The sequence below is a fragment of the Enterococcus pingfangensis genome (assembly GCF_005405205.1).
In the GTDB taxonomy this organism is placed as follows: domain Bacteria; phylum Bacillota; class Bacilli; order Lactobacillales; family Enterococcaceae; genus Enterococcus_A; species Enterococcus_A pingfangensis.
In genome coordinates, this window is sequence record NZ_BJDP01000018.1 from 1 (window position 1) to 13,864 (window position 13,864).

The following is a 13,864-nucleotide window of genomic DNA, read 5'->3' on the forward strand; positions in this document are numbered from 1 at the left end:
AAATCCATCCTCTCGTAGATAAGTTTAATTTATTTCTGTCTCTACGAAAAGTTGTCTAAGATTTGATACTAACACCAGGTTGTATTGAATGAAAAAATTGAACAATATTTTTCTTTACATCGCTCTACTAAATTTTCTTTCTGCACTTCTTCTAATTTTTGGTTCTGGATATATCACTAAGATCGCTAGCTTCATTTTCTTCATCAACTTCGTAATCAATATGAATCTAGCTTCTAAGAAAACGAACAGTATAATTTAGACTGAGTGAACTTTTCTATGTAAATACCCAAGATCATAGTCTACTTTGCCTACTCACATACTTTTTAGTTACTTTTATCATAGCCCCAGGGGTGTCATTATGGAATCCATATATTTTTTTTAAAGTTTTTTAACTAGTTTAGGTATCATACTAATGATTTATGCTTTAAGGAGGTGCTTAAATGTCAGAAGATAAATTAAAGACGCTGATGGACCAATTGAGTTCCTCCTATTCAGATGAAGAAGTATCCCGAATCCCGGAATTACAAACTATCATTCTTGAAGCGGCCCAAGAATTGGATGAAACAAGCGATATTAAATTGGTATCCACCAAACTTTGCAATGCCATCTCTTTCTATTATCTTAGCAACAAGGAACAATTTCCTGAAGCAATGATAAAGTTATACTACAAATTAAAAAGTGACGCAGAAACTTACAAGGGCATAGCAATGAGTTCAATGATGTTCCCATTATGGTTCTAATTTAGTATGGTTATTTTTTCACCGACAGCAAAGAACTTTGCTGTTTTTTTTATGAAACAGCTTAAAAAATTTTTTCTTAACATCTACCTCCCCGTATTAATTCGCTTTAACTATTGGTTTGACGTTTATTGTAGCTTTTACAACTTTAAATTGTGTAGCCTGATTCGTCACAGACGTACATTGATCTTAAGTTAAAAAGACCAAGAGGAAAAATCCCTCTCGATCTCTAATAATTCTAAGATTTTTCTTTACCAACATCATTGACAAAGAGCTAAAATATAAGTATGTATTTTTATTTATCTAATTCAGTTCCTTGCTTTTCTTTTTTTAAAAGTGCTAAAAATTGCTCGCCATAATTATCAAGCTTGCTCTTTCCAACACCTTTGATCTGTAAGAATTCTAACGATGTTTGTGGCTGCTTTTCAGCCAACTCGGTCAACGTCTTATCAGAAAAAATCACATACGGCGGCAGATTTTTTTCTTGTGCGAGTTGTGAACGCAAGCTGCGCATCTTTTCAAACAGCTCGTCATCTGCGACAAGTTGTTTTACCGGCGCCTGCTTGCGATAAACTTCTTGCTTGCCTAAAAGAACCAAAACTCCTTGTTCAGAAACTGACAATAAAGGATATTGCCCTTCTGATGGCACTAAATAGTGCTCCGCAGTCAAGTAATCAATCAGGCTAGCTACTTCTTTTTGCGAATACTCCTTCATTAGTCCGTAGGTCGGCAACTGCTCAAAACGCCATTGTTTGATTTTTTGATCGTTTGATCCGGTCAATACTTTTGCTACTAATGCCTTACCGAATTTCTCTCCCATTCGTTTGACACAGGATAAAACTTTTTGCGTATCCGTCGTGATATTCACTTGTTCTCTTTCATCTAAACAATTACTGCATTTTCCGCAATCCGGCTGATCTTCGCCAAAGTATTTCAAGATGAAACGCTGCAAACACATTTGGGTATGGGCATACTGATTCATTTCCCGCAATTTTGTGTATTCATTTTGTTGATAAGCGGTCTCTGATTGAGACTGTTCAATGAAAAATTTCTGCACCTGCAGGTCTTGCGGCGCGTATAACAAGACTGCCTCACTTGGCAATCCGTCTCGACCCGCTCGTCCTGCTTCTTGATAGTAAGACTCCAAATTTCCCGGTATCTGCGCATGAATAACAAAACGAACATTGCTTTTATTGATTCCCATACCAAATGCATTGGTAGCAATCATTACTTCAATGCGATCAAATAAGAAATCCTCTTGATTTTGTAACCGTTCCTGATCATTTAATCCGCCATGGTATCTGCCCACAGCAAAATCATGGTGCTTTAATAGATGATATAAGCGTTCAACTTCTTTACGAGTAGAAGCATAGATAATTCCAGATTGCCCCTTATTTAGCTTCAAATATTCCAATAGATATAAATCCTTTTGTTCCTTTACCACTTGAAAAGCCAAATTTTCTCGAGCAAATCCGGTTTTGATTTCATTTTCTTTGGGAATGTGCAGCAAATTAGAAATATCGTCTGCTACTTGCGGTGTTGCCGTAGCAGTCAAAGCGATGATGGTCGGCTGCTGGTCAAAATTTTGAATGGTTTCGGCTAATCGTAAATAGCTAGGCCGAAAATCATGTCCCCATTGAGAAATACAATGTGCTTCATCGACTGCTAAAAGTTCGATGGGTACATAACGTAGCAGTTCGCGAAAATCCGCAGATTCTAGTCGCTCTGGTGCAACGTACAGCAATTTGATCTCACCACGAGCGGCTTTTCTGACCCGTTCATTCATTTCTAAATTAGATAAGGTACTGTTTATAAAAGCTGCTGGAATACCCACTTCATTCAAACTATCGACTTGATCTTTCATTAAGGAAATCAATGGAGAAATGACTAAAGTCAAACCTTCTAAAACAAGCGCCGGCAATTGGTAACAAATCGACTTTCCTCCACCTGTTGGCATTATCCCTAAAACATTCTGTTGTTGTAATACCTTTTGAATAATCGCCTCTTGCCCATTTTTAAATTGCGTATAACCAAATTTTTCTGACAACAGAGCTTTAATTCGTTCCATAAATGTGCCCTTTCTTGATCAAAATGTATAAATTCGCCCTATCATTCACCCTCACAAACTCAGGGTGGAAATAGGGCGAATTTCTTTTTATTTTCAATTGAGATTTATGAAAACCATCGCATGAATCCTTACTTTTTCTTCGGTTCATCCTCATCCATTTTCAGCACTGCCATGAAGGCTTCTTGTGGTACTTCGACTGAACCGATTTGTTTCATTCGTTTCTTACCTTCTTTTTGTTTCTCTAACAATTTACGTTTACGAGAAATATCGCCGCCGTAACACTTCGCCAAAACATTTTTTCGCAATGCTTTGATATCTGTCCGGGCGACAATTTTTGTACCGATCGTTGCTTGGATTGGAACTTCAAATTGTTGTCGTGGAATCAAGGTTTTTAGTTTATCAACGATCGCACGTCCGCGTTCTTGCGCGAATTCACGGTGAACGATGAAACTTAAGGCATCCACTGTTTCAGCATTTAATAAAATGTCCATCTTCACTAAGCGGCTTTCGCGGTAATCCGCCATTTCATAATCCAATGAAGCATATCCTTTAGTACTTGATTTTAGTTTATCGAAGAAATCAAACACGATTTCTGATAACGGAATATGGTAAACGACATTTACTCGATAATCGTCTAAGTAATCCATCGTGATGAATTCGCCACGTTTACGTTGTGAAAGTTCCATCACCGCACCGACATATTCATTTGGTACCATAATATTGGCTTTTACAAAGGGTTCTTCGACGTTTTGAATTTTTGATGGATCTGGAAAATCAGATGGATTATCTACGATCAGTTGTGTACCGTCTGTTAAATTCACATGATAAATAACAGACGGTGCCGTTGTGATCAATTCAAGATTGAACTCGCGTTCCAAACGTTCTTGGACCACATCCATGTGCAACAAGCCTAAGAAGCCGCAACGGAAACCAAAACCAAGTGCTTGAGAAGTTTCTGGTTCGAATTGTAAGGCTGCATCATTTAATTGTAATTTTTCTAGTGCTTCACGTAAATCATTGTAACGAGAAGTATCGATTGGATACAATCCGCAAAAGACCATTGGATTCATTTTACGATAACCATCTAATGCTTCTTTGGCTGGATTATTGGCAAGTGTAACGGTATCCCCTACGCGAGTGTCTTGTACAGATTTGATGCTGGCAGTGATATACCCAACATCGCCTACCATCAAGTAATCACGCTGAACTGTTTTTGGCGAGAAGACACCCACTTCTGTTACGTCAAAAGTTTTGCCATTGCTCATTAATTGAATTTTATCTCCAGGGCGAACGATTCCATCTGTAATCCGGACATTCAAAACAACCCCACGATAGCTGTCATAAATTGAATCAAAGATCAACGCTTTTAACGGCGCTTCTAAGTCACCGCTTGGTGCGGGTACATTTGTGACGATCTGTTCCAAAATATCACCGATCCCGATTCCTGTTTTTGCACTTGCTAAAACAGCATCTTCTGCGTCGATCCCGATCACGTCTTCGATTTCTTTCCGTACTCGTTCTGGATCAGCCGCCGGCAAATCGATTTTATTGATGACTGGCAAAATTTCTAAATCGTTATCTAAGGCTAAATAAACATTCGCTAATGTTTGCGCTTCGATTCCTTGTGCAGCATCGACAACTAAGACAGCCCCTTCACAAGCTGCCAAACTGCGGGACACTTCATAAGTAAAGTCGACATGTCCTGGTGTATCGATCAAGTGAAATATATATGTTTGACCATCTTTAGCGGTATAATGTAATTCTACAGCGTTTAATTTAATTGTAATTCCACGTTCACGTTCTAGATCCATCGAGTCCAACAGCTGTTCTTGCATTTCCCGGGAACTTACGGTATTGGTCTGCTCTAAGATTCGGTCAGCCAAAGTCGATTTTCCGTGATCAATATGCGCAATGATCGAAAAATTTCGGATCATTTTTTGGCGTTTCTTCAATTCTTCTATATTCATTAAAGTTCCTCATTTCTTTTAATCAGCACTGTCAATTATACCAACGTTTCTAATAGAAAAAAAGTCTTTTCCCCTATTTCCCAAAGTCGGTAAGAGAAATATCATTCTGATTTTGCTATACTTAGAACATTCATTGGATTTTTGCTTTGCTTTTTTGCTTTTAGTAAGTGATCGAATAAGTAATTGCTTTTATTAACAGTGGTTTTCTTTATTGAAGATGCCCCACCTTTTATAAAAAAGTTGTACACTATAAATAAGTTGTCCGATCTTTTTTTGGTACATTTTAGTAAAATAATCTACGTAGTAAAAATCCGAATTCATTTTTGTCAAAAAATGATTCCATATATGAATTAGGAGATGAAAGAATGGATAATGACTTTAGGGAACGATTAGTCTTAAAGCCTGTCGGCGAAGAATATTTGGCTCAATATGACGAGCTGCTCAGCTATGTTTTTCAAGTAACTGAAAGCGATATTGAAAACAGCGGCTATGAAAACAAACGAGAAATGGTTCGCGCTAAAAAACCAGTCTTAGAGCAGTCGAAAGTTTTTGGCTGGTTTCAAGAGGATAATTTGATTTCACAAATCGCTATTTATCCTTGTGAAGTGAACATTCATGGGAAACTGTTTAAGATGGGCGGCATTACCGGTGTTGGTACTTATCCTGAATATGCCAATCACGGTCTGATGAAGGACCTGATCGAAACAGCTTTGAATCAAATGCGCAAGGATCAGCAATGGATCTCTTATTTGTATCCTTATAATATTCCTTATTATCGCCGCAAAGGTTGGGAGATCATGTCAGATAAGCTCAGCTTCAAAGTCAAAGATACCCAGCTACCCAAACAAGTAGATGTTCCTGGAATTGTTGAGCGCAAAGATGTCAATGATCCAGATGTTTACCAAGTATATCATGAATTCGCCTTAAATAATCATGGCGCGATGATTCGTAAAGAATTGAATTGGGAAGAATACTGGCGATTTGAAAATGAAGAAGAACGGATTGCTGCGATTTATTATGATGCCAATAAAAAAGCAACTGGTGTGCTCTTTTATTGGATCTCTGATGAAGTGTTTCATATCAAAGAAATGTTTTACTTGAATCAGGAAGCCCGCAATGGGTTGTGGAACTTTATCAGCGCACACTTTTCAATGGTCTATTGGGTCAAAGGCGATATTTTTAAAAACGAACCTTTATCTTTTCTGCTTGATGATAGCGAGATCACAGAAACGATCGCTCCATTTTTTATGGCGCGAATCGTTGATGTCAAGGAATTTCTATTGAGCTATCCTTTTGCAAAACCAGTTGAACCTTTTTATTTTGTGGTGGATGATCCGATCGCTGAATGGAACAACGGTATTTTCGCGCTTAGTTGGAACGCCGCTGGAAAATTGAGTATCTCAGATCAACCAAAAGGCAAACGAGTGCGTTTGAATATTCAAACCTTGACCTGTATGCTGATGAATTATCGCCGAGCCGCCTACCTTGCTCGAATCGAGCGGTTAGAGGCTGACAAAAAAGCAATCGAATTATTAGAAACAACAATACCGGATATGGAGGCGTATTTCAGTGACTACTTCTAAACATATTTATTTTGCAGCACCCTTATTTGCACAAAGTGATCTTTTATATAATCAACATTTAGCAGCAAAAATTCGTAAAATCTCAGCAGAGCTGACTGTCTATCTCCCACAAGAAAACGACGGAATCAACGATAAATCGGCCTACGCAGATAGTAAAATGATCGCACTTGCCGATACCGAAGAGGTCTTGAAAAGTGACCTGATGATCGCTTTGTTAGATGGTTTGACAATTGATGCTGGTGTGGCTTCTGAAATTGGCGTGGCATATGCCAAAGGAATTCCAGTAATCGGCTTATACACCGATTCTCGTCAACAAGGTGCCGACAATCAGCAAAAATTGACTGCCTTGCAAACACCTGCAGAAAATCAATTCCATTATTTAAATCTTTATACAGTCGGATTGATCAAATTAAACGGAACGATCGTTGCTACGGAAGATGCACTATTAGAAAAAATCAAATCTTTTTTAGAAGGCAGTGATTTCCATGACTTATAAAAAATATCGGATTGCTTTGTTGATCTTTGGCCTTCTTTGCCTCAGCTACAATCTATACGAGTTTGCTATAAGCAAATATTCAGCACGTCAAGGAATCATTTTCATCATCGAATGTTTAGCCGGCATTGCACTCATTTTCTTGCCAGAGATCATTGCTAAACTATTCAGACTTGTTTTGCCTGAGAAAATCATTTATTTTTATTGGTTCTTCCTTGTCATCTCAGTCTTTTTAGGAACTTCTTTGCACATGATCTCAATTGTTTCTTTCTGGGATAAAATCCTGCATACAGTCAGTCCAATGGTCTTGACAGCATTAGGTTATGGATTGCTTGGATTCTTAATGAAAGATGCCGATATCAGCAAGACCTCGCCTTGGCTGTTCTTGCTGTTTGGTTTTGCCTTTGCAGGTGTTTGTGGTGTCTTCTGGGAATTCTGGGAATTACTTTGCGACACTGTTGCAGGCATGAATCTGCAGCGCTATGCGACATCTACCGGCGAATTATTGATTGGCCGTGCTGCTTTGATGGACACTATGGGAGATCTATTAACTAACACGCTCGGCGCAGTCCTGATGGGAATCTTCGCCCATATTCAAAGCCGCGGAAATGCCAGTTACTTTGAAGAATACCGACTAAAGAAAATAAAAAAATAAAAAAATTCCAAACCAGATCTGGTTTGGATTTTTTTTATTTACTGGCTGGATGAAGATTTTCTTTCATCGTATATGAATTCAGCGTAATTTTAATGACCCCTGTCCGGTTCAGCATCTTTTCGGGTATTTCGTCAAAGGGCTGTCCTTTAGCAGCATGTGCCATCAGCCTATGCAGTGCATGCCTTTTATCTGCTAAGTCCGCTAAAATTTCAGCTTGGCCGAAACCAATCAAACTTTGATAGGCATAGGAATAAGTCGCAGCATCCATGCTTCCTTGAATCAATTGATGATTGCCATCCATCTCGACGGATACTTTAGGATCGTTTTTGATCCGATTGATTTTTTCCCCTTCACTGGCTCCATGAACAAAAAGTATTAGTTTGTCCTCATTCCATTCATAACCAAAATTTACCGGGACAACATATGGATACTCTTCACCGTTCATTGCGATTCGTACAATCTGTGATACTTCAACAAAATCTTTAATGGCTGTCAGATCAGTGACTTGTCTCTTTTTTCTGCGCATAATTTTCTCCTGTCTATTACTTTCCTCCTATCATAATAGATTGATTTCAAAAAATAAATCTTTTTAAATCAGAAATGCTAAAAAACAACTATTTTTGCATAGAAAAAGCGTTCATGCCAGCAATGAGTAACCACAAAAATAAGAAGGAATTGTTGAAAATTTGCTTCTCAAGTTTTGTGAAATTCCAGCTTATATTCCAGCTTATTCCATAGAGATAACTGGAACACCGTTTATTCGGAAGAAGGGATAAGACTCCTTCTATCAGGATTGCTTTTATGCTTTACTATTTGTGATATAAAGCGATTGTTCGCCCATCTTCTGATAAATTTTTTCAAAATCAGCTCGATCGACCATTCGATCTTTGTATCCATAAGGATCGTTGACATATACATAGTCCTCATCTACACCAGTGATAACTACTGCATGACATAAAGGTGAAACCGTTACTTCTCCATCCGTTGTCTGCCAAGTCAATAAATCGTCTGCTGTGGGAACTTCAAAGTCAACTGTTGTCACTACCCAGACCGGCGTACCAGATTCAATTACTGTTGCTAAATCACTAAACGATGTGCCACTGTCAGCTACAATCGTTTGCTCTTCTCCAACAATTTCACTCGCTACATCTGCGATCGGTTCAACGGCTACTCCCATTGCATCCAAACCGCCATAAATATTTCCGACAAAACCTTCGTGTGGATTTCCGTGGATATTTTCGGCTTCATTTTCATACACTGGTACGTAATTAAGCAAATCGGCCAAGTCATTTTTATTTGTATCGTAGTCATAGTAATTTAACAACATCGACAATGCTGTGATCTCACAACCATTTTCTAAAGGAACTGCTCCAGCGTTTTGATTTTCCAGCGGAACATCGATCAAAGCCGCATCTGTTGCTTGATCTGCGGCAAGCAAAACTTCCGAACTTCCTACTTCATCAATTTTATCGCTGCTGCTCTGCGACTGCTTTTGAGAGAAAAAGCCGAAATAAATCGCGCCAAGCAAAACAATGAGACTTATCCATTTTATTAAACGTCTGATTTTCCTCACCTCAACTTTACGTTGTACTTCACAATGAGTTTCTCAAAACAACCTTAACTGAACCTAAATTCATATTAAAAAAGTCGAAATCATTAATGATTTCGACAATCTTTTTATTGATGATTCTCATCGTATTCTGTTTTACGATATTTCTCCATCTTTTTGCTGAACAAAACACCATTAGATGGCGGTGTGTAAGTAATTGCGTTTGCACCAGCATTGATCGTGGCTTCAATCGTCGCTTCATCTGGACCGCCTGTTGCGATGATCGGTAATTTAGGATATTTTTTGCGGAAATAGCCGACTGCTTCGGCGGTGTCTTTTCCTGCACTAATATTAATGATGTCGACGCCCGCTTCTAATTTCTCTTTGATTTTAGAATATTTTGAAGTGACTGTAGCAATTACTGGAACATCCACGACATCATAGATTGCCCGAATCGTATCTACTGGAGTTGGACCATTCACAACGACGCCAATACTTCCTTGCGATTCTGCGAACATTCCCATGTAGGCTGATCGTACACCATGCGTCAATCCTCCGGCAACGCCTGAAAAAACTGGAATATCAGCGGCTTCAATAATGCTTTTAGTGATCGCAGGATGCGGAGTGAATGGATAGACAGCAATTACTGCATCTGCATCTGTATTTCGAATAATCGCGATATCCGTCGTGAAAATGATCGACCGAATCTTCTTGCCAAAAATTACTATTCCTGAAGCTTTTTCGATTACTTTTGGTACGCGTACGATATCTTGCCGTAATTCAGTCATAATTTCAGGTATGTTGTTTTCTGTCATAAGCCCACTCCTTTTCTTTAAAACAATTCTACTATGGATGATCGTATTGACCCAAGTTATATGTTTCAATTACGCTAATAATTTTATTCGCGTAATCAGGATCTGTGGCGTAGCCTGCGGTTTGCAGAACGTGCGCTGCTTCTTTGTAATCAGCGGCTGTTAAGACATCCGCATAAAGTTGCGGGTTCCAATTCGTTCCTTCTACAAAAAGCATCGTATGATCGTCTAAGGATTCTTCCCACGAATTATATACTTTAAAATCACCTTGGATCGTGATCCACTGTTCATTGACATACTCTTTTGTTTCAAGACTGACTTTGGGTTGATTTCCAGAAGCTTTTATTCCAAAAAGATTTTTGTACTGACTAGCTAACTGAGATTGCCCCCAATTAGATTCCAAAATTGCTTGTCCTAAAATAATACTCGGTAAAACACCGTACCCTTGCTGCAATTCTTGTGCATGCGGGACCAACTGATCGATAAACGCTTGATGGGTGAGTGTCTCTTCTGGCTGCCCGCTTTCGTTTCCAAAATTAGATAATCGCTGTAAAGAAAAAACGAAAGCTAACCCAATAACTAAGATTCCCGCAAAGATAAGCGGGATCGAAGCCTTGGACTTTCGTTTTTGACCTATTTTTTTAGGCATAATGCCTCCTTACTTGGCTGACAGTTGTTCTAAAAATTCTTCTAGTGTCAGATCATGTTTAGTAATATATTCGGCATTTTCTTTCCCGACATAACGGATATGCCACGGTTCATAAGTAATGCCTGTAATGTCCTGACGGTCTTTAGGGTAACGAATGATAAACCCATATTTTGGCGCATTTTCAGCAATCCATTTTGCCCCAGGCTCATCGCCATAAGAAGCTTCCAATACTTGTGTTGAATAAGAATTGTAGCGATCTTGATCGACGATATCAACAGCAAGTCCTGTATGGTGTTCACTATAGCCGGGTTCAGTGATCGTTTCTTTCGTTTTTGCGATAGCCTCTTCTTCTGACAGGCCATTTCCGCTGATCAAACTATTGACATTTGTATCAAAGACTTCCTTTTGTGCATCAACTGAACGAAAAGCAGAAATGATCACTAAAGGAAATCCTGCCTTGGTTGCCGCTTCAGAAAAAGCTTCGTAACTTTCAGCGATGCGGCTATCGACTTGGTGACTATTATCTGACAACGTAGTCAGCTTATCTTCAGAAACTTCTTCTTCGATTTTATTGTTGGGACCGACGAGCGTAAGATTCCAATCGTTTGCATTGGAATCCGGCAATGCTTTTTGAACAGCATTTTCCTTTTTAGCCGCCGTTTTCTTTTCAAATGAATAAGTTGTAGCAGTTGTTTGCTTTGTGTCTGAGTCTGTAGGTGTACTATAAAAAAGTGAATAAGCAGTCATCCCGAGCATGATAATGACTGAAAGTAGTCCTACTGTTTTTTTCAATTAAAAAATCCTTTCATTAATCATCTAGCAACGTATAAGTTTCTGTTAGATTTTCGTTAACCCAATCAAGTAAGGCTGTTTTTTTATGCGCGCTAGCAATCTGATTTTGAATGTGTGCCGGCAGGCGAAAGCTTAGTATATCACTATAGCCCCAGCTATCGTAATCAATCGTGACACGCAAATCAATAAAATCTTGATTTTCTTCTTCATTTTTATTCTTAAAAGGGATCATTTCCACTTGAGCTAACCCGCTAGCGATCCATTTTTGTGCAACGATCGTCTTCATCTCGCGATACTCAGCGACTGCTGTGGGTCGCTTTTCAGGGAATAAAAACGTTTGACGGATGACTTTTTGACTCAACATCCATTCATAATCACTGAATAAGTTTTTGATTTTCTGATTTGCTTCCGGCGATAAATTATTTTGGCCGGCTTTCCACTGCTGCCATTGCACCTCATTGACACCTAAGTAATCCAGATAAAAATCTTGTTCTGTATGAAATTGTTCAAAAATTGCACTCATTACTAAATCTAAATAAATTTGGTTCACGCAAATCCCTCCTCTTCTATTCTACTGAATTTTTGGCTAAAATACATCTCTTTAGCAAATGGATTGAAATTTTTTAATATTTACTGCTATACTTTGAAAAAAGCTTCTATTTTTTTTCAAACTTTTACAAGATTCATTCACGGGTAACTTTTGATTTAAAGTTCCACAACTGTTTCGCTTGAAAAATTTTATTTGTTTTTGAATATGGAAACGATCAATCTTATCCTGCACCATGAGCGCCGATTTTTAAATTAAAAAAATTTTATTTGACTAGGAGGAGCATTATGACTAACTTACAATGGGGCATCGTCGGTCTTGGCGGCATTGCTCATGATTTTGCCGAGAGTTTCGACCAAACTACAAGTAGTCTCACGGCTTGTGCTTCGCGTACTTTGGCAAAAGCTGAAAAATTTGCAGAACGCTATCATTTATCAAAGGCTTATGGCAGTTACAAAGAACTATTGGCTGATGAGGATATTTCTATTATATATGTAGCTGTTCCAAATCGCCAACATCACGAGCACATCGTCCAAGCCTTAGAAGCAGGCAAGCATGTCTTATGCGAAAAAGCCATCACAATGAATTTAGCAGAATTACAATCGGTCATTGAATTAGCTGAGCAAAAACAGTTGATTTTGGCAGAAGCTATGACAATTTTTAATATGCCGTTATATCAAGAACTGCATGACTTGATTGCAAGCGGGCGAATGGGCAAATTAAAAATGATCCAAGCGCCTTTTGGTAGTTACAAAGATCCTGACCCAACGAACCGTTTTTTTAATCCTGAATTAGCCGGTGGCGCTCTGCTGGATATTGGGACTTATGCTGTTTCATTTGCCCGCTGGTTCTTAACTGAACAACCAGAAGTAGTCGCTTCTACCATGGTCCCATTTTCAACCGGTGTCGATGAACAATCTGTCACGATTTTACAAAATAAAAAGAATGAGCTGGCAACAGTTAGTTTGACTTTCCAAGCCAAAATGCCGAAAAAAGGAATCGTCGCTTTTGAGAATGGTTATTTGACCGTTGAAGATTATCCCCGAGCTGACAAGGCTGAGCTGTTTTTCAATGATGGAACAAAAGACTTTATCGAAGCTGGTTTTACCGGTAATGCGATGAATTATGAGATTGAAAATATGGTGGAAATGATCCAAGGAAAACGACCAAACAAATCTCTTTTCTTTACTAAAGATGTTATCGAGATTTTAGATCAAATGCAGCAAAAGTGGCAGCTAAATAAATAATTTTGCTACAAAAGACTTCAGCCAAGTGAGGTCTTTTGTTTTTTTGTCATAATTTAGTTAAACTATTATATATAAAGAAAAAGGAGGGAGTCCAGTGCAAATTGGTCGTTTTCGTTTAGGGATGCGAACGTTGAAAACTGCATTAGCTGTCATGTTATGTATTTTACTTTTTCAGGTGACTGATCGTGGTTCTCCTTTGATTGCTGCCTTAGCTGCTGTTTTTTCCTTGCGGCAAGATTTGACTACCAGTATCTCATTCGGCCGGTCGCGGGTTTTAGGCAATTCGCTTGGTGGACTGCTGGCTTTAATTTTCTACTATATCCAATCATTTTTTAAAAATGATTTCTATGTTGAAATAATTATCTTACCTTTATTCGTCATCTTAGTCATCGTACTTTCTGATGGCCTCAATAATAATTCCGGAATCATTTCCGCAATCGCTACGATGCTGTTGATCGCCTTGAGTATCCCCCAAGGAGAGTCGTTTCTTTATGCCTTGAATCGAGTTCTTGATACCTTTATTGGCACGATTATCGGGATTTCCTTAAATGGCGTCATTTCCCCGCAAACAGACGAAAAAGAAAAACAAATTAAAGAAGACTTAGTTGAGTTGCGAAAAAAAGAAGCCGAATTAAATAAAATGCTTTATAGTGTCCGAAAACAAATAAAGGATCAGTCGCAAAAATAAGACTGATCCAAAACTACAAGCTTCACTGCTTGCCTGATTCAATTTGCTGATACTTTAGAAAATCAAAGCGGAGATCA

At 38.5% G+C, this 13,864-nt stretch carries 14 protein-coding genes; 6 read left to right on the forward strand and 8 right to left on the reverse strand.

The genetic code is table 11. The features are described from left to right. The first annotated feature begins 440 nt into the window (after window positions 1–440). Window positions 441–740, forward strand: a complete 300-nt coding sequence (locus tag FFM63_RS09370; protein ID WP_137610027.1) for a bacteriocin immunity protein — start codon at window positions 441–443, stop codon at window positions 738–740. 292 nt (window positions 741–1,032) lie between these two features. On the opposite strand, the gene recQ is transcribed toward FFM63_RS09370, so the two are convergent. Both recQ and lepA read right to left on the reverse strand, forming a co-directional pair. Further along, entirely contained in the window at window positions 1,033–2,805 is a 1,773-nt protein-coding gene (recQ, locus tag FFM63_RS09375) for a DNA helicase RecQ (protein ID WP_137610028.1), read from the reverse strand. A gap of 128 nt (window positions 2,806–2,933) precedes the next feature. After that, window positions 2,934–4,772: a translation elongation factor 4 gene (gene lepA / locus FFM63_RS09380; protein WP_137610029.1), complete on the reverse strand. Its 1,839-nt coding sequence runs from the start codon at window positions 4,770–4,772 to the stop codon at window positions 2,934–2,936. 365 nt (window positions 4,773–5,137) lie between these two features. Between lepA and FFM63_RS09385 the strand changes: the two genes are divergently transcribed. The 3 genes from FFM63_RS09385 to FFM63_RS09395 are packed head-to-tail and all read left to right on the forward strand — an operon-like array spanning window position 5,138 to window position 7,503. Next, a complete protein-coding gene (locus tag FFM63_RS09385) occupies window positions 5,138–6,355 on the forward strand; it encodes a GNAT family N-acetyltransferase (protein WP_137610030.1) in 1,218 nt (405 codons plus the stop codon). Then, on the forward strand, window positions 6,342–6,851 hold the full coding sequence (locus FFM63_RS09390; RefSeq protein WP_137610031.1) for a nucleoside 2-deoxyribosyltransferase: 510 nt from the start codon (window positions 6,342–6,344) through the stop codon (window positions 6,849–6,851). The genes FFM63_RS09385 and FFM63_RS09390 overlap by 14 nt, the downstream gene beginning before the upstream one ends. Then, a complete protein-coding gene (locus FFM63_RS09395) occupies window positions 6,841–7,503 on the forward strand; it encodes a DUF2238 domain-containing protein (RefSeq protein WP_137610032.1) in 663 nt (220 codons plus the stop codon). The genes FFM63_RS09390 and FFM63_RS09395 overlap by 11 nt, the downstream gene beginning before the upstream one ends. A 34-nt stretch (window positions 7,504–7,537) precedes the next feature. Here the strand turns inward: FFM63_RS09395 and FFM63_RS09400 are convergent, their stop codons facing one another. The 6 genes from FFM63_RS09400 to FFM63_RS09425 form a co-directional block, all read right to left on the reverse strand. Further along, window positions 7,538–8,029 (reverse strand): pyridoxamine 5'-phosphate oxidase family protein, encoded by a 492-nt coding sequence (locus FFM63_RS09400; protein ID WP_137610033.1) that lies wholly within the window; start codon window positions 8,027–8,029, stop codon window positions 7,538–7,540. A 273-nt stretch (window positions 8,030–8,302) separates the two neighbouring features. Beyond that, window positions 8,303–9,076: a C39 family peptidase gene (locus FFM63_RS09405; protein ID WP_246033369.1), complete on the reverse strand. Its 774-nt coding sequence runs from the start codon at window positions 9,074–9,076 to the stop codon at window positions 8,303–8,305. Between the two features lie 104 nt (window positions 9,077–9,180). Then, window positions 9,181–9,867 carry a beta/alpha barrel domain-containing protein gene (locus FFM63_RS09410; RefSeq protein WP_137610034.1) on the reverse strand — a complete coding sequence of 229 codons (687 nt, stop codon included), beginning with the start codon at window positions 9,865–9,867 and terminating at the stop codon, window positions 9,181–9,183. Window positions 9,868–9,898: 31 nt separating this feature from the next. After that, entirely contained in the window at window positions 9,899–10,513 is a 615-nt protein-coding gene (locus tag FFM63_RS09415; protein WP_137610035.1) for a glycoside hydrolase family 73 protein, read from the reverse strand. A gap of 9 nt (window positions 10,514–10,522) precedes the next feature. Continuing rightward, entirely contained in the window at window positions 10,523–11,305 is a 783-nt protein-coding gene (locus FFM63_RS09420; RefSeq protein ID WP_137610036.1) for a M15 family metallopeptidase, read from the reverse strand. Between the two features lie 16 nt (window positions 11,306–11,321). Next, window positions 11,322–11,855 carry a hypothetical protein gene (locus FFM63_RS09425; RefSeq protein WP_137610037.1) on the reverse strand — a complete coding sequence of 178 codons (534 nt, stop codon included), beginning with the start codon at window positions 11,853–11,855 and terminating at the stop codon, window positions 11,322–11,324. Between the two features lie 284 nt (window positions 11,856–12,139). On the opposite strand from FFM63_RS09425, the gene FFM63_RS09430 reads away from it, so the two are divergent. Together FFM63_RS09430 and FFM63_RS09435 are read left to right on the forward strand one after the other, a co-directional pair. Next, the gene (locus FFM63_RS09430) at window positions 12,140–13,099 is read left to right on the forward strand and encodes a Gfo/Idh/MocA family protein (protein ID WP_137610038.1); all 960 of its coding nucleotides are present in this window, start codon (window positions 12,140–12,142) and stop codon (window positions 13,097–13,099) included. Between the two features lie 94 nt (window positions 13,100–13,193). Further along, window positions 13,194–13,787 (forward strand): FUSC family protein, encoded by a 594-nt coding sequence (locus FFM63_RS09435; RefSeq protein ID WP_137610039.1) that lies wholly within the window; start codon window positions 13,194–13,196, stop codon window positions 13,785–13,787. Window positions 13,788–13,864 lie beyond the last annotated feature (77 nt).

Coding starts and splice junctions, on each gene's coding strand:
- FFM63_RS09400 (WP_137610033.1), bottom strand. CDS start 8,029: ATGCGCAGAAAAAAGAGACAAGTCACTGATCTGACAGCCATTAAAGAT.
- FFM63_RS09385 (WP_137610030.1), top strand. CDS start 5,138: ATGGATAATGACTTTAGGGAACGATTAGTCTTAAAGCCTGTCGGCGAA.
- FFM63_RS09415 (WP_137610035.1), bottom strand. CDS start 10,513: ATGCCTAAAAAAATAGGTCAAAAACGAAAGTCCAAGGCTTCGATCCCG.
- FFM63_RS09430 (WP_137610038.1), top strand. CDS start 12,140: ATGACTAACTTACAATGGGGCATCGTCGGTCTTGGCGGCATTGCTCAT.
- FFM63_RS09395 (WP_137610032.1), top strand. CDS start 6,841: ATGACTTATAAAAAATATCGGATTGCTTTGTTGATCTTTGGCCTTCTT.
- FFM63_RS09410 (WP_137610034.1), bottom strand. CDS start 9,867: ATGACAGAAAACAACATACCTGAAATTATGACTGAATTACGGCAAGAT.
- recQ (WP_137610028.1), bottom strand. CDS start 2,805: ATGGAACGAATTAAAGCTCTGTTGTCAGAAAAATTTGGTTATACGCAA.
- FFM63_RS09370 (WP_137610027.1), top strand. CDS start 441: ATGTCAGAAGATAAATTAAAGACGCTGATGGACCAATTGAGTTCCTCC.
- lepA (WP_137610029.1), bottom strand. CDS start 4,772: ATGAATATAGAAGAATTGAAGAAACGCCAAAAAATGATCCGAAATTTT.